Consider the following 23232-nt stretch of genomic DNA (forward strand, 5'->3'; position numbering starts at 1 on the left):
CATCTTCAGGAGAACCACATGGCCAGCATCTTTACCCGTATCATGCAGGGCGAGATCCCGGGACACTTCGTACACGAGGACGATCAGTGCGCGGGCATCATGACCATCCAGCCGATGAGGCCGGGTCATGTGCTGGTGATCCCCCGGGATGAGGTCGACCACTGGGATGACTTGCCGGAGCCGCTCTACCAGCACCTGATGACGGTGTCGCGGCGCCTGGCCAAGGCGATCAAGGTGGCCTTTCCCTGCAAGCGGGTGGGCATGCTGGTCGTTGGCCTGGAGGTACCCCATGTGCATATCCATCTGACGCCCCTGGATGCGATGAGCGATATCCAGGTGGAAAACCTGCCCATGGCCGATTCGGATGACCTGGCGGCGGCCGCCGAGAAGCTGCGTGCCGCCCTGGCCTGAGCTCAGACGAGGCTTGGTGAGCGTGTGGCCCACTCGGGAATCGGTGGTGCCGTGTCCAGTGTCATGACGCAGTTGCGACCCGATTGTTTGGCGTAATAGAGAGCGTCGTCGGCCCGCTTGAGTGCCGCCTGGGGCGCTTCGCGGTTTCTTAGGCTGGCCACCCCGACGCTGGTAGTGAGGGGCACACGTTGAAGCTCATGGTCGGTGAAGTGGTGCTGGTCGACGGCGTTGCGTATGCGCTCGGCCACCCGGCTAGCTTGAACGGGGTCGGCATTAAGCAACAGCACGATGAACTCCTCACCGCCGTAGCGTGCCACGGAGTCCTCCGGACGTGTCTGTTCTATCAATATCTGGGCAAACTCGGTGAGCACCCGGTCACCCACGGAGTGGCCATGGGTATCGTTGATCTGCTTGAAGTGGTCGATATCCATCATCAGTATCGCACAGGCTGGGAGGCCCCCATCCACCTGTTGCTGAAGACGCCAGGCCTGTAGCTTGTCCAGGTGCAGGGTCAGAGCACCGCGATTCAACAGGCCGGTGAGGGGGTCATGAGTAGCCTGGCGGTAGACCCGCATCAGCAGGCTGAGCTGGAAATGATTGGACGACAGGGAGACTACCAGGAGGCTGGCGAGCAGCCATACGCCCTCGAGCCCCTCCGGGGTCAGCCAGCTGCCGTCGACCATCTGCGCCAAGGCGAGCAGCGAGAGCATGGCGATACCGGCTCCAAGCGATTCCAGTATGGTGAAGGGGAAGATGCTGAGGGCCGCTACCAACAGAAAAGGAATAAAGGCATACCCCGTTAGCTGCCGGGTTTCGCCGGAAGGCAGCAGAATCAGTATGACCGCATAGAAAACCGCCGGCAGGGCCAGCAACATGCCGGCACTCACGCGAATACGGCCGATCTTCTCGCGGCTGGTCTTGGCCAGCAGCAGTACCCCCAGTAGGCCTGCCAGTAACCCTCCCCGGGCGAGGAGGATCATGCACAGCAACTCGGCGGGCAGCATGGTGGCATCCACCAGGGCCCACAGTGGTGTGAGCAGCACGAAGATCACGCCAACGGCCAGTACGCGGTTGCGCAGATAGTGGGCATGGGAGTAGGCGAAATCCAGTGAATGGTGGCGATTGCTGAAGGTATCGCGAACCGAGGTGAGATTGGCACGCAGCTCGCCGCCGGTGCGTGGCATCGCGAAGGGTGGGGCCGGTTGGTGACGCCGTGGCGCAAAAGTTGAATTCTCGTCGTCTGACTGGGGCATGGGCACGGCTACGCGTCGAGACCCCGCATTTACCGGGGTATGATGGATGGGTGTCTTTCCATGATAACAAAGTATCCGAAGGCTGCCGTGGGCCTGTGAGCTCGACCCAGGACTTGTTCGGCTCATGGCAGTGAGTGCAGTCGATAATTGCCTGGTTCGCGAGCCGCAAGCGGTACCGAATAGGTCTTTCTGGTATCCTGCAGGCCATCCAACCCCGCTCTTATGACGCCAGCCGCTCGGCCTGCGCCGTCGCTCGTTGACGCTCCGGCGCGCCCGCTGTTCCCGGCGGCCCCCTTTCTGCAGGATATTCCCTTGTCTGACACTCCTTCCGACGCCTCCTTCGCCGCGCTGCCGCTGGCTCCGGCGCTGCTCGACAACCTCGCCTCGCTGGGCTTCTCCGCCATGACGCCGGTCCAGGCCGCGAGCCTGCCGCCGATTCTGGCCGGCCGCGACGTGATGGCCCAGGCGAAGACCGGCTCCGGCAAGACCGCTGCCTTCGGTCTGGGGCTGCTCTCGCGGTTGACGCTTGCAAGTTTCCGGGTACAGGGGCTGGTGCTCTGCCCGACCCGGGAGCTGGCCGACCAGGTGGCCGGCGAGCTGCGCCGGCTGGCCCGCAGCCTGCCCAATGTCAAGGTGTTGACCCTGTGTGGCGGGGCGCCCTTCGGCCCGCAACTCGCGTCTCTGGAACATGGGGCGCATATCGTGGTGGGCACCCCGGGCCGGGTGGAGGAGCACCTGCGCAAGGGCTCGCTCAGGCTGGACGGACTCGAGACCCTGGTGCTGGACGAAGCCGATCGCATGCTCGACATGGGCTTTCAGGCGAGCCTGGAGGCCATCGTCGCCGACACTCCGGCCCGCCGTCAGACGCTGCTGTTCAGTGCGACATTCTCCGACAGCGTGCGGCCGGTGGCCGAGGCCATGATGCATGAGCCGCTGAGGGTCGAGATTGCCGAGACCCATGATGCCAGCAGCATCCATGAGCGTGTCTATCGGGTCGCCGACGGCGATGAGGCGCGTCTGGAAGGGCTGTGCCGGCTGCTGCTGCACTTCCGCCCGGTCTCGAGCGTGGTGTTCTGCAATACCAAGCGTGAGACCGACGAGGTGGCCCAGGCGCTTGACGCGGCGGGCTTCGGGGCGCTGGCATTGCACGGCGACCTGGAGCAGCCCGACCGCGATCGGCTGCTGGTGCTGTTCGCCAATCGCAGTGCCTCGATCCTGGTGGCCACCGACGTGGCGGCCCGCGGGCTGGATATCGCCGAGCTGGATGCGGTGTTCAACTACCGCATCGCCCGGGACCTGGAGGTGCATGTGCATCGGGTGGGGCGCACGGGCCGGGCCGGCAGTGCGGGCATCGCCTGCACCCTGGTCGGCCAGGATGAGGGGTACCGACTGGAGCGTCTCACCGACTTTCTCGGTGAGCCCCTCGAGGAGGCCAGCTTGCCGCCGCGTTCGGTGCTCGCTCGCGAGCCATTGGTACCGCCCATGACAACGCTGCAGATCGGCGGCGGAAAGAAGCAGAAGGTACGCCCCGGGGATATCCTCGGCGCCCTCACCGGCGAGGGAGGACTGACCGGCGAGCAGGTGGGCAAGATCAAGGTGCTGGCCAACAGTGCCTACATCGCGGTGCGGCGCGAGGCGGCCGACAAGGCTCTCGAGCAACTGGCCAATGGCAGGATCAAGGGGCGCAGCTTTCGTGCCCGGCGCATCAGTCGCTGATGGCGGCTCGGCTTGTGAGTCCGGTTCGGTAGCTCGATTCAGCAATATCAGGAAGAGAAGATGAAAATACCCAAGCGCCTGCAGCCGTTGGTCGATGATGGCCTGATCGATGCGGTCGAGAGCCAGCTGATGAGCGGCAAGGAGGCCCAGGTCTATGTGGTGCGTTCCCACGGAGAGCGGCGCTGCGCCAAGGTCTTCAAGGAGGCGAAACAGCGCAGCTTCAAGCAGGCCGTGCAGTATCAGGAAGGACGCCGCGGACGCAACAGTCGCCGCTCGCGGGCCATGGCCAAGAAGACTCGCTACGGTCAGAAGGAGCAGGAGCAGGCCTGGCTCAACGCCGAGGTCGATGCGCTTTACCGGCTGGCCGCGGCGGAAGTGCGAGTCCCCAAGCCCTACGGCTTTATCGACGGCGTGCTGTTGATGGAAATGATCGGTGACGGTGAGGGCCTGACTGCGCCGCGCCTGGACGATGTGACCCTGAGCGCCGACGAGGCCCGTGAGCACTACGCCAAGATCATCCGGGACGTGGTGAGGATGCTGTGTGCCGGACTGGTGCATGGTGACCTGTCCGAGTTCAACGTGTTGCTGGCCGCCGACGGGCCGGTGATCATCGACCTGCCCCAGGCGGTGGATGCCGCCGGCAACAACAGCGCCGAGTGGATGTTCGAGCGCGACGTGGACAATATGCGCCGCTACTTCGGCCACTTCGCACTGGAGCTGCTGGCCACGGATTACGCCAAGGAGATCTGGGCGCTGTTCGAGGCGGGGGAGCTCCATCCGGAGAGCCAGCTGGCCGGGCGCTTTGTAGAGGATACCGCTCCCGTCGACGTCGATGAGCTGATGACGGTGATCGATGATGTTCGCGAGGAGGAGGCCCTGCGTCAGGCGTCGCACCAGCGTGGTGACGAACCCGGCGTGGAGGAAGCCGCCGCGGAATGGCAAGAGTCCCAGCGCAAGCGCTGAGACCCGCCGTTTCACTCTTCGGGGAGTTCGGCGCTGTGGAAGACGTTCTGCACGTCGTCGCAGTCGTTGAGAGCGTCGACCAGCTTGTTGAACGTGGCCACATCGTCACCCTCCAGCGGGGTGGTGGTCTGGGGCACGAACTGGATCTCGTCGATCGCGAAATCGAGCTCGCCGAAGGCGTCGAGCAGCGCCTGCTTGCTCTTGGCGTACTCGGTATGAGGGGCGAAGACGGTGATCTGTCCCTCCTCGTTCTCGATGTCGGCCACGTCGACGTCGGCCTCCACCAGGGCCTCGAGTACCGCCTCCTCATCGCTGCCCGGGAAGGCCAGGATGGCGCAGTGGTCGAACATGTGGCTGACGCTGCCCGGGGTGCCGAGTTTGCACTTGGTCTTGTTGAAGCAGGTGCGTACCTCGCCGAAGGTACGGTTGGGGTTGTCGGTCAGACAGTCGACGATGACCATGCAGTTGCCCGGCCCGAAACCCTCGTAGCGTGCCGGAGAGAAGTCTTCGCCGCCCACGCCGCTGGCCTTGTCCAGCGCCTTGTCGATGACGTGGGAGGGCACCTGATCCTTCTTGGCGCGCTCGATCAAACCGCGCAGGCTGAGGTTGCCGTCGGGGTCGGTACCGCCCTGCTTGGCACACACATAGATCTCGCGGCCGTACTTGCTGTAGACCTTGGTCTTGGCGTCGGCCGTCTTGGCCATGGATTCCTTGCGGTTCTGGAAGGCCCTGCCCATATCGTTATCCTGTCGAGTTCAACATGAACAGGATTTTACGAGACCTGGCGAGGCGCGAACAGGGCTATTTTGCCGCTCGGCAGGTTGTCTGCGACGACTACTCTCCGTAGCTCGACTGCCAGCGCCGCTGAAGAGGCAGTGAGATCCTATGCAGCATGTTATGGAACTATAAGATTCGGCGATGTCTGATGTACTCACGAAAACGGCAATGGAGTGACCATGATGACCGACAAGCTTTCTCTACCTGTCCTGCTGCTGAGCGCCATGACGCTGGCCGGCTGTGCCGGGTTCGACGCTACCTCCAGTGGTCCCGTGGACGAGCCTCTGGAGAATACTTACTGGAAGTTGGAAAAGGTGGGTGATCGCGAGGCGGTAGCCATCGATGAGGCGCGTGAGGCGCATCTGGTGCTGCATGCCGAAGACAGTCGCCTGGCCGGCTCCACCGGGTGTAATCGCATGATGGGGCAGTTCGAGCACAAGGGCGACCGGCTGAGCTTCGATCAGGTGGCCACCACCATGATGGCCTGCCCAGGTGAGGTGATGGAGCTCGAGCGTGCCTTCCTCGAGGCCCTCGACAGCGTCGAGACCTGGCAGGTCAAGGGCGAGTCCCTGGCCCTCATCGATGCCGAGGGTGAAACCCTGGCACACTTCGAGGCGGTGCATCTCTACTGAACTTCGGGAACGACTGAGCCCCCTAGACCCGCCGGATGCTTCCTTCAATCCATTCGACGCTCGCTACATCGTGACGGGCGTTGTCTTTTCGTGCGCCCGCAAGGCATGCAGAGCTGTTAACCTATTGCCAGGATTAACCCAACGGTTCAGCGAATTCAGCCAATAGCATGTCGCATTCTCCAGGCCTTGCGCCATTCGGTATCGTGCTTGATACCCAGCGCGACAGACGTCGCGCTATTATCGCCTATGCGGTGAGCATACTGCTGTTGCTTGCAGTGATCGGTAGCTTTGCGCTCGAACAGTATCGGAGTGATATTCAGGCTGTCGAGGAGCGTAATGCCGCCAGGGCCGATCTGGTGGCGGAGTGGGTCTCCAGCATCTTTTCTTCCAGTGAGGCGGTGCTGGCCAGTGTATCGGCGCACCTCGATACATCGACGGGGATGAGCCAAACCAGCGATTGGCTGCAGGCCATGGATGCCAGGCTGGCGCTCTTTGACAGAATCAACGTGCTGGATACCCAGGGGCGCATTCTGGCTTCCTCCAGCAGAGATTACTCACCGGATCGCCCCTTGGGTGGGCTGCCCTTCTATCATCGGCTTTTATCACTGTCCGCCGGTGAGCAGGCCGTGACGCCGTTGGTCTGGTCGCACTCGACGCGAGAGTTTCGAGTGGTACACGCCCAGCGTCTGGTCGATGGCCGGGTCATTAGTGTCGAGCTCAAGCCGATGGCCTTCTATCATGGTCTGACCTCGCTGAGCATGGCGTCGGGCCAGAGCACCGCCATCCTGGATACCGAGACGCAGCTGATTACCCGGCTTCCTGCTTTCGGCGAGGGCCAGGATCTAGGCGGCCTAGGCAAGGTGGTAAGTGGCTCAATGACCCGGCGACTGATCGATAGAAGGAAGCGGCGCGACCAATTTCGCGCTCGCTCGGCTCTGGATGGCAAGGAGCGCTTCTATGGTGTGCTTCGCATCGGCGACCTGCCTTTCGTGACGATAGTCGGCGAAGAGGTATCGGTAGCGCTGGCGGGCTGGGTGCAGAGGTTATGGCTTTATCTGGCGATTGTTGTGGCGGTGGTAGGGTTGGGCGGGTTGCTGCTGCGCCACTACCTCCGCCAACTGCGGCTGAAGGAGGACGTGCGTCAACATGAAGCCCAGCTGAGAATCGCCGCCGTTGCCTTCGAGACACACCTGGGCATGTTAATCACCGATGCCGAGGGCAAGATCCTGCGCGCCAACGATACCTTCACCCGTATTACCGGCTATCCAGAGGAAGAGGTGTTGGGCAAGGGGCCGAATCTGCTGAGTTCCGGGCGGCATGATCAAGCCTTCTACGCGGAGATGTGGCGTCGCATTGCGCGCCATGACGGCTGGCAGGGCGAAATCTGGAATCGTCGGCGCAACGGCGAAGTGTTCCCCGAGTGGATGACCATCAGCGCGGTGCGCAATGCCGAGAATGAGCTGACCCATTATGTCGCGACCATCAGCGATCTGACCGAGCGCAAGGCCGCCGAGCAAGAGATTCACCAATTGGCGTTCTTCGACTCCCTGACCGGGTTGCCCAACCGGCGGTTGCTGATGGATCGACTGCAGAGCTTGCAGCGCGCCAGTAAACACGGTGGCCATTTGGCGGCACTGATCTTCCTGGATCTCGATAATTTCAAACAGGTGAACGATACTCTGGGCCTCCATCGCGGTGACCAGCTGCTGCGCCTGGTCACGGAACGCTTGAGCTCGGTGATTCGCGAGCCCGATACCCTGGCACGGCTGGGCGGCGATGAGTTCGCGCTGCTGCTGCACGACCTGGGGGAGTGTCCGGAGGCGGCCGCCAAGGACGCCGAAGAAGTCGCGCTCAAGCTGCTGTCGGCCCTACAGGCCCCTCTGGTCGTCGGTGGTGAGCAGTTGGTGGTCACCGCCAGCCTGGGTGTCGCGCTGTTCCAGGGGCATGAGACCCACCTCGATAGCATCCTTCAACAGGCCGATACGGCACTGTTCCAGGCCAAGGCGGCGGGACGAGACACCCTGAGTTTCTTCGACCCGGATATACAGGCGCGCCTGCAGGCGCGAGCTCGCCTCGAGTCCGACCTGCGTCAGGCGCTGCCACGGGGAGAGCTTCGGCTCCACTATCAGCCTCAGGTAACGGCCACCGGTGAGATATTCGGTGTCGAGGCGCTGTTGCGCTGGCAGCATCCCAGTCGAGGGGCCGTCTCACCGGGTGATTTCATTCCCCTGGCCGAGGAGAACCGCATGATCCTGCCGATGGGGAGTTGGGTCCTGGAGACTGCCTGCCGTCAGCTGGCCGGTTGGGCCGCCGACCCCGCACGGCAGCATGTGATCATGGCGGTGAACGTAAGCCCCGTACAGTTTCGTGAGGCCGACTTCGTCGAACAGGTGCTGGCGATTCTGGATGATACCGGGGCGCCGGCCGAGCGTCTCAAACTGGAGGTGACCGAGAGTCTGTTCATGGAGGAGCGTGATGCCGCCCGGGGCAAGATGCTGCGCCTGAGCGAGCGTGGCGTACGCTTCTCCTTGGATGACTTCGGTACTGGTTATTCTTCGCTCTCCTATCTCAAGCGTTTGCCACTGGCGCAGCTCAAGATCGATCAGAGCTTCGTGTGCGACCTGTTCGAAGGTCGGGCATCGGCGGCCATTGTGACCAGCATTATTTCTCTGGCACGTAGCCTGGAGCTGGATGTCATTGCCGAAGGTGTCGAGACCGAGGCGCAGCGTGAGTGGCTGATGACCCATGGGTGCACATGTTTCCAGGGGTATTTCTTCGGTCGCCCACAGCCTATCGAAGGCCTGCCATTATCCACTTCCCCCTGAAAGACTTTCTGGCCAGGCAGTAACAGTCGAGGGCAAGAAGTCGAGGGAGGCTGGTTATCTCGTGAGGAGACGCTCGATCTCTGCCAGCAGTGTCACGCAGGCGTTATCGAGCAGGCGGCGATATTCGGAGATGTCTCGGTCGGCGTCTCTATTGATATCGGGCGTGGCCAGAATAGCCACGAGACGATGTGCCTCTCGATGTAGCATGGCCAGGTGACCCAGGTCTGGGTATTCCTGTCCATGGTCACGAGCCAGCCAGTCACAGAAGTGACAGCTTGGGTCGGCTAACGGTGTGGAAGTCGGTTGTGTTTCGTTATCCAGGTCATGATGCAGCTGTTGATACCAGGCGCGGTGCTCGATGCCGGCACTCAACAGCGGTAGCCAGTTTGTCGGTAGTGTTACCTGGTTGGTCCACTGGATTGGCGGGCGCCACTCGGCACACCACTCGGGAATTGACTCTGCGAGCATGGGGCGGGCAATACCGTAGCCCTGGCCCAGCTCGCAGCCTAGACGCACCAGCAACTGGCCATGAGCCAGGGTCTCTACCCCCTCGGCAATCACCCGGCGCTCGAAGGCTCCGGCCAGCCCCAGTACACCGGTGAGAATCTTGAGGTCCTCGGGGGCGTCAAGGATGTCACGCACGAAGCTCTGGTCGATCTTCACTGTGCCGGCAGGCAGCCGCTTGAGGTAGGTCAGCGACGAGTAACCGGTGCCGAAGTCATCCAGCGAGACCCGCACGCCGAGGCGCCGACACGCCTCCAGCAGCTCACTGATCAGTGCTAGGTCGCCCAGGGCACTGGTCTCGAGGATCTCCAGCTCCAGTCTACTGGCGGGCAGACCCGGCTGCTCGGCGAGTAGCTCAGCCAGCCGCGTGGGAAGCTCGCGCTGGCGCAGGTGGCGGGCCGCCATGTTGACGCTCACCGGCAGGTCCAGGCCCATGCGTCGCCAGGCGGCGACCTGGGCCAGGGCGTGGCGGATTACCCATTCCCCGAGCGTCTCGGCCAGGGCGTGTTCCTCGATGATGGGCAGGAACTGACTCGGGGCCAGAAGGCCGTGCTCGGGGTGGGACCAGCGAACCAGCGCCTCGACCCCGATCACCTCACCCGATCGCATATTGACCTTGGGTTGATAGTGGAGTGTGAACTCTTCCTTTTCCAGTGCTTGCTGCAGGCGCTCCAGACTTTCGTGATGGCTGCGTACCGAGCGATCATGCTCCGGGTCGAACAGATGATAGCGCCCCTTGCCGGCGAGCTTGGCCTGGTACATGGCCTGGTCGGCCTGGCGTAGTAGCTGGTCGGCCTCGACACCCTCGGCCTGGGGATAAAAAGTGACTCCGATGCTGGCGCTGACCTTGAGGCACTGGCCTTCATACCATACTGGCTGGGCGGTGGTCTCGAGCAGGCGCAGCAGCAGGGGCATGGCCAATTGAGTGTCGGTGAGATCGATCAGCACGGCGACGAATTCATCGCCGCCCAGGCGCGACAGGGTATCTCCCTCGCGCATCACCTCTCGCAGCCGCTTCGCCAGGGTCACCAACAAGTGGTCCCCGGCGGAGTGGCCGAAGCGATCATTGATGGCCTTGAAGCCGTCGAGGTCCAGGTAGGCCACGGCCAGGCGCCGCCCCAGGCGCTGCTCGTGAGCCATGGCCTGGCCCAGGCGGTCGGCGAGCAGCACCCGGTTGGGCAGGCCGGTGAGGGCGTCGTAGTGAGCCAGGTACTCCAGCTGGCGCTCATGTTCCTTGATCAGAGTGATGTCGCTGGAGATGCCCAACAGGCCAACGATCGTCTCGTCGTCGCGGATCGGCGTCTTGATCTCCAGATAGACATGACGATTGCCATCGGCATCGCGCGTGACCACCTCCTCGGTGGTCTGCTCACCGGCCAGCACCCGGCGGTCCAGGGCGTGGAGCCGTGCCGTCGTGTCGGCGTCGAAGAAGCGGTCATCCACGCTGCCTACCAGTGTGTCGGCATCACAGTTCAGCAGCGCCAGGGTGGTGCAGTTGGCGTAGGTATAGCGGCAGTTCTGATCCTTCATGTAAATATAGGAAGCGACGTGGTCGAGGGCCTCGCGGAAGCGCCGAGTCTCGAGGTGAGCGGCGTGCAGGGCGGCCTCCGTCTGCTTGCGCTCGGTGATATCGGTGATCACGCCATACCAGGAGATGGCACCATCGGCCTCGGCATGGGGCAGGGCGTCACCGAATACCCACTGTACTCGTCCCCCCGGCAACCGTACCCGATACTCCTGGCGCCAGGGGGTCTGGGTCTCGCCGGAGCGAGCGATGGAGACCATCACAGCGTCGCGGTCATCGGGGTGAATGGCAGCAAACACCGCGCTGGCGTCATCCTGTACCTGCTCCGGCGACACGCCGTAGACGTGTCGCATGCCGTCGCTGGCGTAGGGGAAGCAGGAGCGACCGCCGGGCATCAGGCGATACTCGTACACCACCCCGGGGATGCGCGCGGCGATGGTGCGCAGGCGCGCGACGGCCTTCTCCAGCTGGGCCTCACGCTGACGGATGGTGCGGGTCAGCGCCCGGGACATGCTCAAGGCGCGGGCTCGGGTGCCCCGCAACGAGGCGAGCAGGGCGCAGAGCAGGAAGGTCAGTGCCAGGCCCCCTGCCAGGCGCCACCCAGCGGCGGTGAGGTCAACCGCGGCGCCAGGCGCACGATGGCTGAAGGTCAGCAGCCAGGTCTGGCCGGCAATATCGATGTGCCGGACCTGCCGGAAGGGCGAGGCAGGAGCGGGTTCGGGATCGCTCGTGTAGAGCAGAGCTCCCCGGGCGTCGTCCTCGCTCTCGTGAAGGCTCAGCGTCATCGGCTGACCGTCGCTCCAGTCGTGATCACCGAGGATGCCATTCATCAGGTCATACATGCGGTAGGGCATGTAGACCCAGCCGAGCAGGGCGTCCCGTCGTTCGGCGATGCTCGTTCGCGGCATTCCGCGGTGATAGACGGGCAGATACATCAGGGTGGCCGGCTGCGGCTCGCCCACCTCGGTGACAAGCTCGACTCGCCCGCTCAGGCTCGCCCGGCCGGTGTCTCGGGCCCGTTCCATGGCGGCGCGCCGCGTGGGCTCGGCGAACATGTCGTAGCCCAGGGCGTGGCGGTTACGGCCGCTGAAGGGCTCGATATAGTGCACCGGGCCATAGGCCTCGCGCTCCCCGGCGGGGGTGATGGCATAGTCGGCCAGGCCTTCTGTGTGCATTGTTCCCCGGTGCGCGTCAAGTGCGTCGGCCGGCAAATGGCGGGCGAAGCCTAACCCTTCGGTATTGTCCAGCAGCGACGAGGCCTGCAGGCTCTTGACGAAGGTGCGCCACTCGCCGCGGTCCACCGTTTCCGAAGCGTCGAGCAACGCCGAGGCCCCCTGAAGGATCAACGCATAGGCCGCCAGTCGCTCCTCGACTCGCAGGGTAATCTGGTCGGCGCCGAAGGCCAGTCGCTGCATCGCCTTGGACTCGGCGTCGCGACGCGCCTGCTGGGCGGAGGTCAGCGTCAGCATTACCCCAATGAAGGCAATCAGCCAAAGCCACGAGGGCGAATGGAAAAGACGTACCATGCGATTGGCATTACTCCGTTGGTCGTGCATGCCCTGGCTCCAGCATAGCGACATGATGGAGTAACGTCTGCGTGGAATGATAATCCAGTAGCAGAAATGTAAACGGCCACCGCGATGGTTCGCGAGTGGCCGCCTTGCATGGTGCTTCTGGTACCGCAAAGAGGAGGCGAATCTCCGGCCTACGCATGACGGATGTTTTGCTCTATCGACTGAGCCTATACGGCCGTGGTAGCGCCGCCGGGAGGTTTCGCCGACTAGCCCCGGGGCTTGTCGTGTAAGCGGATCAGGCCTTCCTGGGCGCTGGAAGCGATCAGCTGTCCCGCGCGGTCGTAGATGCTGCCACGCACTAGGCCCCGCGATTGGCCGCCCCAGGGGCTGTCCATGTCGTAGAGCAGCCAATCGTCGACCCTGGCGTCACAGTGGAACCAGAGGGAGTGGTCGAGGCTGGCAATCTGTAGCCTGGAATCGCCGAATTCGATGCCGTGGGGTACCAGAGCGGTAGTCAGCAGGTTGAAGTCGGAGCTGTAAGTCAGCAGTCCTCGATGGGTGGCGGGGTCGTCGGGCAGGTCGCCGACCAGGCGGAACCAGACGCGCTTTCGAGATGGCTGGCCCGTTGACTGTTCCTCGCCGTCGACCAGAAATTCGATAGGGTGGTTATCAAATCGTGCCAACTTGGCACCATCGTCGATCAGGCGCTCCGGTGAAGTTACCTGTGGCATCGTGGCCTGGTGGGTGAGGCCCTGCTCTGGATCGTGGAAGGAGGTACTGCAGAAGAAGATCGGTCGGCCCTTCTGGATGGCGGTGATTCGTCGAGTGGCAAAGCTGCCGCCGTCGCGTACGGCTTCCACCTGATAGACCACCGGTCGATGCGGATCACCCGGACGCAGGAAATAACCATGCAGGGAGTGTGAGCGGCGCGCCGGGGGAACGGTCTGGCTGGCCGCCGAAAGCGCCTGACCCAGCACCTGCCCGCCAAACAGCTGGGGCAGGCCGAGGTCCTGGCTGCGGCCGCGGAACAGGTTCTCTTCCAGGGGTTCCAGGTCGAACAGGCCGACCAGGTCGTCAAGGGCGTCGGGCTTCATGTGTCTCCTCCGAAGTGATGGCATGCAGGGAGGCCACCGGTATCATACGATCGTCTGATAAAGTTCCAGTCTACGGGAGTTCCAGGCAGTGCGCAGCGATGAATTCTATATGCACCGGGCGCTGGATCAGGCCCGGCTCGGGTTGGCCGCCGGCGAGGTACCGGTGGGTGCGGTGGTGGTGGATGGTGACGGCGACATCATCGGTGTCGGCTACAATGCCCCGGTTGGCGGCCACGACCCCAGTGCTCATGCCGAGATTTGCGCGTTGCGTGATGCCGGCACACGGCTCGGCAACTATCGCCTCGATGGCTGTTCTCTTTATGTGACCCTGGAGCCCTGTCTGATGTGCACCGGGGCGATTATCCATGCCCGGGTCGCCCGTGTTGTCTATGCCGCCGTCGAACCACGCAGCGGCATGGCGGAGTCGAAGGCCAACCTCTTCGCCCAGCCCTGGTATAACCATCGGGTGACGGTAGAAGGGGGGGTGCTGGCAACCCGGGCATCGCGCCTGCTCAGGGAGTTCTTCGCCACACGCCGCCAGCCGTAGGCCTCATGGTTCGAGCGGTTACATTTCGCGAGCCCTGGCATCGAGCCGGGGAAACTCGCGACGGCTGCGTTCGACATGGCTGAGAATTTCGTGATAACGGCGGATATTGCGGACATAGAGCACCGGCTCGCCGCCGCGAGCGTAACCATACTTCGTCTGGGTATGCCATTCACGCTTCTGCAGCAGCGGCAGGGACTCGCGTACATCGGCCCACAGGTCCGGGTTGCCGCCGCGCCGCTCGGTGATGAGGCGGGCATCGTAGAGGTGACCCAGCCCCACGTTGTAGGCCGCCATGGCCATATAGAGCCGGTTATCGCCCTGGATCGATTCGGGCAGGCGTTCATGCAGCTGGCGCAGATAGCGTGCCCCGCCCTGGATGCTCTGGTCGGGATCGAGGCGGTTGTCGACACCCAGGTCGCCGGCGGTGGCGTTGGTCAACATCATCATGCCGCGCACGCCGGTGGGGGAGGTGGCCAGGGGGTCCCAGTGAGATTCCTGGTAGCCCATCGCGGCCAGCAGCTTCCAGTCGAAATCCGTCTTTCGGGCAGCCTCGCGGAACAGTTCATCGTAGTCGGGAAGGCGCTCATCGACATGAGCGAGAAAGGTGCGCGTGCCGACGTACTCGAGATAGTCGTCATGGCCGAAGTAACGGGCCACCAGGGCGTCGAACTCTCCGGCTTCGTGTAACTCGGTAAGAAAGTGGTTGGCGGCCTCCACCAGGGCCAGGCTGCGGTCGGCCGGAAAGGCCCAGGCCATGGTCAGAGGCTTGCCCAGCGGGAAGCCGCTCTCCACGTCGGGGAAGAAGAGTCGGTTTAGGCGAAACTGATGCTCGAAGATGACCGCCGCATCGAGTTCGCCGTCTTCGATGCGTCCGAGCAGCTCGGCAACCTCCATCCTGGGGAAGTCCGTCCAGCGATAGTCGATCTGCCGTTCGCTCAACCCCCCACCAATGCCAGCGCCGCCGATGGAGCCAATGGTCAGGCCGGACAGGTCATCGGGCGCCTCCACCGGTGCCAGCCCGCGTCGATAGACCACCACCGGTTGCAGCTCGATGATCGGCCGGCTGAAGACCACTCCCGGAAGGCCGGGGTCCAGGGGCAGGGCGGCGGCGGCCATGTCGCCCTCGCGGCGGACCGCTTCCAGGGCACTGTCGATATGGTGGTCGGTGTGGATGGTCAGGCTGGTGCCCAGCCGCCCGGCGAAGCGACGTACCAGTTCGTACTCGAAGCCGGTGGGCCCTTCCCGCCCCTCGTAGTAGGTGGTGGGGGTATTGCGGGTATGCACACTGAGCAGCTCCCGGGCGAGGATCGTCTCGAGACGGTCCTGCTCGTCGTAGCGTGGGGGCTCGGGGAGCATCCACAGTGCGAGGATCGCCAGCAGGGAAATGACGGTATGCCTCGGAGAAGCTTTCGGGGTCAGGGGCATGCGGTAACGGGCCGGAGCAAGGCACTCCACGATACCCAGGCGGGTCGTAGCTGTCATCCGCGTGAATTCGCCCGCGGATTTCGTCCGCCACGGGCTTTCCAGTATCATGTGCGCTCTGTGCCGCAGGCCGCGGCCCCCGATCGTGAAGATTCTCAGAGGCTCCTGGATATGCTCGAACTGCGCGGCGCCCCCGCCCTCTCCGCCTTCCGTCATGCCAAGCTGCTGGCCACCCTGCGCGAAGGCGTGGGCGATATTGCCTCACTTGGCGCGGAGTATGTGCACTTCGTCGACCATGAGGGCGAGCTGTCCAGCGAGGCCCTGGCCATGCTGGAGCAGCTGCTCGACTACGGAGCCGAATCCCAGGCTCCCAATGCCGGTGACGGCCAGCTCTTCCTGGTGGTCCCGCGTATCGGTACCCAGTCGCCCTGGTCCTCCAAGGCCACCGATATCGCACACAGCTGCGGGCTGACCCAGGTGAAGCGCATCGAGCGTGGCATCGCCTACCGGGTCAAGCTCAAGGGCATGTTCTCCGAGAAGGCCTTCGGGCGCATCATCGCCGCCCTGCATGACCGCATGACGGAAACCGTGCTGACCGATGCCAGTGATGCGGCCAAGCTGTTCCAGCGCCATGAACCGGCACCGCTGGGTCGCGTCGATTTGCTGGAAGAGGGACGCGAGGCGCTGGTCACCGCCAATGCCGAGCTGGGTCTGGCCCTGGCGGGCGACGAAATCGACTACCTGGTCGAGGCCTTCCGGGAGCTTTCGCGCAATCCCACGGACGTCGAGCTGATGATGTTCGCCCAGGCCAATTCCGAGCACTGCCGCCACAAGATCTTCAATGCCGACTGGATCATCGACGGTGAGGCCCAGACGCACTCGCTGTTCAAGATGATCAAGAATACCTACCAGGCATCGCCGGATGACATCCTTTCCGCCTACAGCGACAACGCGGCGGTGATCCGGGGTAGCGAGGCGCCGCGCTTCTTCGCGGCACCGCTGACCGGCCGAGCCGGGGAGCGCGCCACCTACGCCGGCCATCAGGAGCCGATCCAGATCCTGATGAAGGTGGAGACCCATAACCATCCGACGGCCATCGCCCCGCATCCGGGGGCGGCCACCGGCGCCGGCGGCGAGATCCGGGACGAGGGGGCCACCGGTATCGGCGGCAAGCCCAAGGCGGGGCTCGGCGGTTTCGCCGTTTCCAACCTGCGCATTCCGGAATTCGTCCAGCCCTGGGAGGCCTTCGACTACGGCAAGCCCGAGCGCATCGTCTCGGCGCTCGAGATCATGCTCGAGGGGCCCATCGGTGGCGCGGCCTTCAATAACGAATTCGGGCGGCCGAACCTGACCGGCTATTTCCGCACCTACGAGCAGGAAGCACTGGGCGCCAACGGCATCGAGCGTCGCGGCTTCCACAAGCCGATCATGATTGCCGGCGGGTACGGCAACGTCCGCGATGGCCACGTGCAGAAGGGCGAGATTCCGGTCGGCGGCAAGCTGATCGTGATGGGGGGGCCGGCCATGCTGATCGGCCTGGGCGGCGGGGCGGCCTCCTCCATGGCCTCCGGCGCCTCCAGCGCCGACCTGGACTTCGCCTCGGTGCAGCGCGGCAACCCCGAGATCGAACGCCGCGCCCAGGAGGTGATCGATCGCTGCTGGGCCCTGGGCGAGAACAGCCCGATCCGCTTTATCCATGACGTCGGCGCCGGCGGCCTCTCCAATGCGCTGCCGGAGCTGGTCAAGGACGGCGAACGCGGTGGCCTGTTCGACCTGCGCGCGGTGCCCAATGCCGAGCCGGGGATGAGTCCGCTGGAGATCTGGTGCAACGAGGCCCAGGAGCGTTACGTGCTGGCCGTGGCCCCCGAGGATCTCGAGACCTTCGAGGCCCTGTGCGCCCGGGAGCGCTGCCCCTATGCCGTGGTGGGCGAAGCCACCGAGGCTCACCATCTGGCGGTGAAGGATGGCCATTTCGAGAGCCAGCCCATCGACCTGCCCATGAGCATCCTGTTCGGCAAGCCGCCGAAGATGACGCGCGACTTCCAGCGTCAGGCCAATGACCTGCCGGGCGTGATGCTCGACAATCTCGATCTGCGCGAGGCCATGGATCGGGTACTGAGCTTGCCCGCCGTGGCGTCCAAGAGCTTCCTGATCACCATCGGCGACCGTTCCATCACCGGCCAGGTGGCCCGGGACCAGATGGTCGGTCCCTGGCAGGTGCCGGTGGCCGATGTGGCGGTCACCACGGCGAGCTTCGACACCCATGCCGGCGAGGCCATGGCCATGGGCGAGCGCCCGCCGGTGGCGCTGATCGACCCCGCGTCCAGCGCCCGCCTGGCGGTGGCCGAGGCGATCACCAACCTGGCCGCCGCGCCCATCGAGAAGCTGTCCGATATCAAGCTCTCCGCCAACTGGATGAGTGCCGCCGACCATCCCGGCGAGAACCAGGCCCTCTATGATGCCGTTCACGCCGTGGGCATGGAGCTGTGCCCGGCGCTGGGCATCGCCGTGCCGGTGGGCAAGGACTCCATGTCCATGCGCACCGCCTGGCAGGAGGACAATGCCCGGGGAGAGGCCGAGGCGAAGAGCGTGACCTCGCCGCTGTCGCTGGTGATTACCGGCTTCGCCCCGGTGACCGATGCCATGCGTACTCTGACGCCCCAGATCAACCTGGAGCAGGACGAATCCGATCTGATCCTGGTCGACCTGGGCGGCGGTCGTAATCGCCTGGGCGGCTCGGCGCTGGCCCAGGTCTATGGCCAGGTGGGGAATGAATGTCCGGACCTGGACGACCCGGAAGACCTCAAGGCGTTCTTCGCGGTGATCCAGGGGCTCAACGCCGAGGGCAAGCTGCTGGCCTACCATGACCGCAGCGATGGCGGCCTGCTGGTGACCCTGCTGGAGATGGCGTTCGCCGCCCATGCCGGCCTCGAGATCAAGCTCGACTGGCTGGTGGACGAGCCGGTGGAGGCCTTCAATGCCCTGTTTGCCGAAGAACTGGGTGCGGTGATCCAGGTCGGCCGCGAACACACCGAGGAGGTGTTGGCCCAGTTTGCCGCGGCGGGCCTCGAGACCTGCGGCGTCATCGCGCGCCCGCGCTACGACGACCAGGTGCGTGTGACCCTGTTCGAGGAGCCGTTGCTCGAGACGACCCGCCTGCGCGCCCAGCGTACCTGGTCCGAGACCAGCTATCGGCTGCAGGCGCTGCGCGACAACCACGAATGCGCCAAGAGCGAGTTCGACGGCCTGCTCGACGACCGCGACCCCGGGCTCTCCGCCAGTCCCAGCTTCGACGTCGATGAGGATATCGCCGCGCCCTACCTCAACCTGGCGCGGCCGGCCGTGGCGGTGCTACGCGAGCAGGGGGTCAACGGCCAGGTGGAGATGGCCTGGGCCTTCGACCGCGCCGGCTTCGAGTCGGTGGATGTGCATATGAGCGATATCCTGGCGGGGCGGGTATCGCTGGAGGAGTTCAAGGGCCTGGTAGCCTGCGGCGGCTTCTCCTATGGCGATGTACTGGGTGCCGGCGGCGGTTGGGCCAAGTCGGCGCTATTCAATGCGCGGGCTCGGGACCAGTTCGCGGCCTTCTTCGAGCGCGATGACAGCTTTTCGCTGGGGGTGTGTAACGGCTGCCAGATGCTGGCCCAGCTCAAGGAACTGATCCCCGGTGCCGAGGCGTGGCCGCGCTTCGTGCGCAACGAGTCCGAGCAGTTCGAGGCCCGGGTGGCCATGGTCCAGGTGGAGGCGTCCCCCTCGATTCTGCTGGCCGGCATGCAGGGCTCGCGACTGCCCATCGCCGTGGCCCATGGCGAGGGGCGCGCCGAGTTCCGCGACAGCGCCCATCTGCGCAAGATGCAGGGCAGCGGCGAAGTGGCCCTGCGTTACGTGGACAATTATGGCCAGGCCACGACGCGCTACCCGGCCAACCCCAATGGCTCACCCTCCGGTATCACCGGCCTGACCACGCCGGATGGTCGGGTGACCATCATGATGCCCCATCCGGAGCGGGTGGTGCGTGCGGTGACCAACTCCTGGCGCCCGACCGAGTGGACCCGGGACGGGGCCTGGTTGCGCCTGTTCCGCAATGCCCGCGTCTGGCTCGGCTAGGGGCCCAGCGACCGGGCCGCAAGGCCCAGTGGCCGATACCAAAGCGCCGCCCCAGGGGCGGCGCTTTTTCGTCGTGATGTGGTCGTCGTGGTGTGCCAGGCATGGCCCTCAGGAGCCGGTGCCCCACACGCTGGACAGCGAGCTCAGCAGATTGGAGCTGACACCCTCGCTGCCCATGTAGTTCAGCAGGACCGGGGCAAACTGGGACACCATGTCGCTGTCCATGCCCAGCATGGAGAAGGCGCTGTCCAGTGAAGCGCTGTCGTCGACACCGCTTACGGTGCTGGCCAGGGCAGTGGTGTCATCGTTGCCGCCCAGGCCCGCCAGGCTGGAAAGCGTGGACAGCGAGCTGCTGCTGGTCAGGCTGGACAGCTGCGGGACTTCGCTGGCAAGCGCGGAGGTCGTGTCGGAACCGAGCTGAGACCGGGCGAGTGACAGCATGGCCGCCGAGCCACCCAGCGCCTGGGTGGATGACACACCCAGTTGAGAGGTCAGGCTGGACATCAGATCGGCCGCCGGCAGGGATTCTCCGGATTGTTGGCTCAGCATGCCGCTGGCCACGTCCATCATGGAGCTGGAGGTGCTGGCAGCATGGCTGGCAGAGTTGTTGCTGGACGTGCCATTACCGGTAGCGGCACAGCCGGCAAGAGACACAATCAGAAGCGAGGCGCCCATCAGGGCCAGGGACTTTTGCGACATGCAGACTCCATTCTTTCGCGGGGAATGAGCCGGGATCGGCTCAACGGTGATGCGATAGTCATACTATCACTCGACGCAAGGGCGGTCGTGCGGCCGATATGCTCGCCTCGGGCCGTACGGCCCGGCGCCGCCTCCATGACCGGCGCCTTGGGTGTCGGCCATGGAGACGGCGGTTTGGGCTCAGCCGCGGCGGGCCGGCGCGGTGATGCCGAACAGGGTGCAGTAGGCGACCGGCAGCACCACCAGGGTCAGCAGGGTCGCCACGCCGAGGCCGAAGACGATCACCACGGCCATGCTCGAGAAGAAGGCGTCCGAGAATAGCGGAATCATCCCCAGCATGGTGGTGATGGCGGCCATCGCCACCGGCCTTACCCGGCTTACCGCGGCCTGCATCACCGCCTGATAGCGATCGCCTCGCTGGTGGATCTGCACATTGATCTCCTCGACCAGCACGATGGCATTCTTGAGCACCATGCCCACCAGGCTCAGGGTGCCGAGCAGGGCCATGAAGGTGAAGGGAACACCTAACAGCAGCAGACCAGCGACGATGCCGACCAGGGTCAGGGGCACGATCGACCAGATCGCCAGGGCCTGACGCAGGCTGGCGAACAGCAGCACGGTGATCACGAACATGCCCAGAAGCCCCAGCGGCAGCGATGAGAACAGCGCCTGCTTTGCCTCCCCGGACGTCTGGTACTCGCCGCCCCACTCCAGTCGATAGCCGGGTGGCAGCTCGATGGCCTCGACCTCGGGACGCAGGCGCGCGAGCACGCTGGCAGCGGTCTCGCCGGACAGCGGCATCGGCTCGGCATAGATCGCCAGCATGCGCTGCCGGTCGCGTCGCTTGATCAGCGGGTCCCGCGGGTGGGTCTCCAGTGGGCCGAGCACGGTACCGGCGGAGACATAGCTGGCTTGTTCGTCGCTCCAGACGTTGAGGGCATGCAGGTCATCCAGATCGTGGCGCTGGCTTTCCTCGGCGCGCAGCAGGATGGGGATCAGCTCGCTGCCCTCGCGGTAGACGCCGACCTGCTCGCCGTCGTTGTTGATCAGCAGGGCCTGGTGCAGGGCGGCGCGGGTCACGCCGACACGCCGGGCCTGCTCGTCGAGGAAGGCGGGCTCGATCACGTTGACCCGGTTGCTCCAGGAGAGTCGCACGCTGTCGACCAGTGGCTCGGCCTCGAAGACGCCTTGTACCCGGTCGGCGAGGCGCCTGAGTACCTCGGCGTCCGGGCCATAGAGGCGCGCCTCCAGGCTCGCCTTGGACGAGGGGCCGACCTGCAGGGCCTTGACCTTGTACTGGATGCGCGGGAAGTCCCGGCGCAGCAGGCGGATCACCTCCTCCATGCGCGCCTCGCGGCTGTCGCGGTCGGTGGTCTCGACGATCAGCTGGCCGAAGCTCGCGTAGCTGTCTTCCGGGGCATAGGTGAGGGTGAAGCGCTGGGCCCCGCCGCCGATCACGCTGGTCACGTTCTCGACCGCGTCCATGTCGAGCACCGCCTGCTCCAGGCGTGCCACCTGGGCGTCGGTTTCCAGCACGTCGGTGCCCTCGGGCAGCCAGACATCGACGAAGAACAGCGGCGTGGTGGCGTCGGGGAAGAAGGCGTTCTTGACCTGGCCGAAACCCGCCAGGGCGGTGACGAGCAGTACCACCGCCGCTACCAGGGTCAGCCAGCGCAGGCGGATGGCGCCGGCCAGCAGGCCGCGAAAGGCCACGAACAGCAGGCCGCGGTAGGGGTCCTGATCCTGGTCGTCGCCTTCCTGCGCGGCGGGCGCTTCGCGGAAGAACAGGTCGAAGAAGAAGGGTGTCAGGGTCAGGGCGGTGATCCAGCTCAGCAGCAACGAGTAGCAGAGTACCCAGAACAGCGAGCCGACGAACTCGCCGGTAGCGTCCGGCGACAGGCCGATCGGCGCGAACGCCATGATAGCGATGGCGGTAGCCCCGAGCAGGGGCAGGCGGTTCTGGTTGACTACCTCGAGTGCCGCCTGGCGCTTGCTTCTGCCCCGGTGGAGGCCGATCAGCATGCCCTCGGTGACCACGATGGCGTTGTCCACCAGCATGCCCAGCGCGATGATCAGTGCCCCCAGCGATATCTTCTGCAGCTGCAGGCCGTGCACCGACATCATCACGAAGGTGCCAAGGATGGTGATCAGCAACACCAGGCCCATCAAGAGGCCGCTGCGCAGGCCCATGAAGAGCAGCAACACCAGGATGACGATGCCGATCGCCTCGGCCAGGTTGATCAGGAAGCCCGAGACGGCATCATCGACGACCCTGGGCTGCTCGTAGACCGGGATCAGCTCCATGCCCACCGGCAGCCTGTCGGCGAGGGCCTCTAGTCGGGTGCTGACCGTTTCGCCGATCTTCACCACATTGACGCCCGACTCGAAGGCGATGCCCAGCGACAGGGCCGGCTGGCCGTTGGCGTGATAGAGGCGGCTCGGGCTGTCGGTAACGGTGCGTTGAACCGTGGCGATATCGCCGAGTCGGATCAGGCCGTCGCCGGGGCGCCCGACCACCAGCCGCTCCAGGTCCGTCACGCTGTCGAATTCGCCGCCGGGCTGCAGCGACAGCGACTGACCGTCGAGCCTCACGCGGCCGGCATCGCCGACCAGATTCTGGGCATTGAGCAGGTCCGCCAGCTGGTCGGGCGAGATGTTCAGTGCCTGCATGCGCTCCCGATCCAGGGCCACCTCAATCCGTTCGGCGCGGGTGCCGGCAATGCTGATCTTCTGCACGCCGTCGACCAGCGCCAGCTCCCGTTGCAGCAGATCGGCATGGTTCTCCAGGTCGTGCAGGCTGTAGCCCTCGCCGGTGAGGTTGTAGAGCAACCCGAAGACGTCGCCGAAATCGTCGTTGACCACCGAGGCGCCGGCGCCGGGGGGCAGCCGTGACTGAGCGTCGCTGACCTTGCGGCGCAGCAGATCCCAGTACTGAGGCATCTCCGAGGCCCGTACGCTGCTTTCCAGCTCCAGGGTGATCTGCGAGAGCCCGGCGCTGCTCACCGAGCTGACCCGCTTGAGATGGGGAATCTCCTGGATCGCCTTCTCCAGGGGTAGGGTCACTTCCTCTTCGACCTGGCGGGGTGTGGCGCCCGGGTAAGCGGTGCCGACCACGGCGTTGCGGATGGTGAACTCGGGGAATTCCAGCTGGCCAAGGCCGAAGAAGGACGTCAGGCCGCCGATGGCGAGCAGGAGGGCGACCATCCAGCTGATCACCCGGTTACGCAGGAAATAGTCGACCAT

Annotated in this window: 14 protein-coding genes; 7 read left to right on the top strand and 7 right to left on the bottom strand. The window is 64.7% G+C overall.

Annotation, left to right across the window (positions count from 1 at the left end; all coding sequences use genetic code 11):
* Positions 1 to 18 precede the first annotated feature (18 nt).
* A complete protein-coding gene (locus Q358_RS0109185; RefSeq protein WP_027961775.1) occupies positions 19 to 411 on the top strand; it encodes an HIT family protein in 393 nt (130 codons plus the stop codon).
* 2 nt (positions 412 to 413) lie between these two features.
* On the opposite strand, the gene Q358_RS17005 is transcribed toward Q358_RS0109185, so the two are convergent.
* On the bottom strand, positions 414 to 1664 hold the full coding sequence (locus Q358_RS17005) for a GGDEF domain-containing protein (protein WP_169735511.1): 1251 nt from the start codon (positions 1662 to 1664) through the stop codon (positions 414 to 416).
* A 312-nt stretch (positions 1665 to 1976) separates the two neighbouring features.
* Here Q358_RS17005 and dbpA point away from each other — a divergent pair, with 312 nt between their 5' ends.
* Positions 1977 to 3380, top strand: a complete 1404-nt coding sequence (gene dbpA, locus Q358_RS0109195) for an ATP-dependent RNA helicase DbpA (protein ID WP_027961776.1) — start codon at positions 1977 to 1979, stop codon at positions 3378 to 3380.
* Between the two features lie 60 nt (positions 3381 to 3440).
* On the top strand, positions 3441 to 4343 hold the full coding sequence (locus tag Q358_RS17010) for a PA4780 family RIO1-like protein kinase (protein WP_043487990.1): 903 nt from the start codon (positions 3441 to 3443) through the stop codon (positions 4341 to 4343).
* A gap of 11 nt (positions 4344 to 4354) precedes the next feature.
* Here Q358_RS17010 and Q358_RS0109205 read toward each other — a convergent pair whose 3' ends face one another.
* Positions 4355 to 5080, bottom strand: a complete 726-nt coding sequence (locus Q358_RS0109205; protein WP_027961777.1) for a YebC/PmpR family DNA-binding transcriptional regulator — start codon at positions 5078 to 5080, stop codon at positions 4355 to 4357.
* 219 nt (positions 5081 to 5299) lie between these two features.
* Between Q358_RS0109205 and Q358_RS17015 the strand changes: the two genes are divergently transcribed.
* Entirely contained in the window at positions 5300 to 5752 is a 453-nt protein-coding gene (locus Q358_RS17015; RefSeq protein ID WP_051530277.1) for an META domain-containing protein, read from the top strand.
* 167 nt (positions 5753 to 5919) lie between these two features.
* Positions 5920 to 8577, top strand: a complete 2658-nt coding sequence (locus Q358_RS17950) for an EAL domain-containing protein (RefSeq protein WP_051530278.1) — start codon at positions 5920 to 5922, stop codon at positions 8575 to 8577.
* Positions 8578 to 8631: 54 nt separating this feature from the next.
* Here the strand turns inward: Q358_RS17950 and Q358_RS17025 are convergent, their stop codons facing one another.
* Together Q358_RS17025 and Q358_RS0109225 are read right to left on the bottom strand one after the other, a co-directional pair.
* Positions 8632 to 12162, bottom strand: a complete 3531-nt coding sequence (locus Q358_RS17025) for a bifunctional diguanylate cyclase/phosphodiesterase (RefSeq protein ID WP_051530279.1) — start codon at positions 12160 to 12162, stop codon at positions 8632 to 8634.
* Positions 12163 to 12386: 224 nt separating this feature from the next.
* Entirely contained in the window at positions 12387 to 13214 is an 828-nt protein-coding gene (locus tag Q358_RS0109225) for an acyl-CoA thioesterase (protein ID WP_027961778.1), read from the bottom strand.
* 88 nt (positions 13215 to 13302) lie between these two features.
* Between Q358_RS0109225 and tadA the strand changes: the two genes are divergently transcribed.
* Positions 13303 to 13761, top strand: a complete 459-nt coding sequence (tadA, locus tag Q358_RS0109230) for a tRNA adenosine(34) deaminase TadA (protein ID WP_027961779.1) — start codon at positions 13303 to 13305, stop codon at positions 13759 to 13761.
* Positions 13762 to 13779: 18 nt separating this feature from the next.
* Here the strand turns inward: tadA and mltF are convergent, their stop codons facing one another.
* Complete coding sequence (gene mltF, locus Q358_RS17030; protein ID WP_051530280.1) at positions 13780 to 15186, bottom strand: membrane-bound lytic murein transglycosylase MltF; 1407 nt, start codon at positions 15184 to 15186, stop codon at positions 13780 to 13782.
* A gap of 168 nt (positions 15187 to 15354) precedes the next feature.
* On the opposite strand from mltF, the gene purL reads away from it, so the two are divergent.
* Positions 15355 to 19290 (top strand): phosphoribosylformylglycinamidine synthase, encoded by a 3936-nt coding sequence (gene purL, locus Q358_RS0109240; protein WP_027961780.1) that lies wholly within the window; start codon positions 15355 to 15357, stop codon positions 19288 to 19290.
* Between the two features lie 108 nt (positions 19291 to 19398).
* Here the strand turns inward: purL and Q358_RS0109245 are convergent, their stop codons facing one another.
* Positions 19399 to 19989, bottom strand: coding sequence for a DUF2780 domain-containing protein (locus Q358_RS0109245; RefSeq protein WP_051530281.1), 591 nt, complete (start codon positions 19987 to 19989; stop codon positions 19399 to 19401).
* A 180-nt stretch (positions 19990 to 20169) separates the two neighbouring features.
* Complete coding sequence (locus Q358_RS0109250; RefSeq protein ID WP_027961782.1) at positions 20170 to 23232, bottom strand: efflux RND transporter permease subunit; 3063 nt, start codon at positions 23230 to 23232, stop codon at positions 20170 to 20172.

Source organism: Halomonas halodenitrificans DSM 735, from assembly GCF_000620045.1.
GTDB classification, from domain to species: domain Bacteria; phylum Pseudomonadota; class Gammaproteobacteria; order Pseudomonadales; family Halomonadaceae; genus Halomonas; species Halomonas halodenitrificans.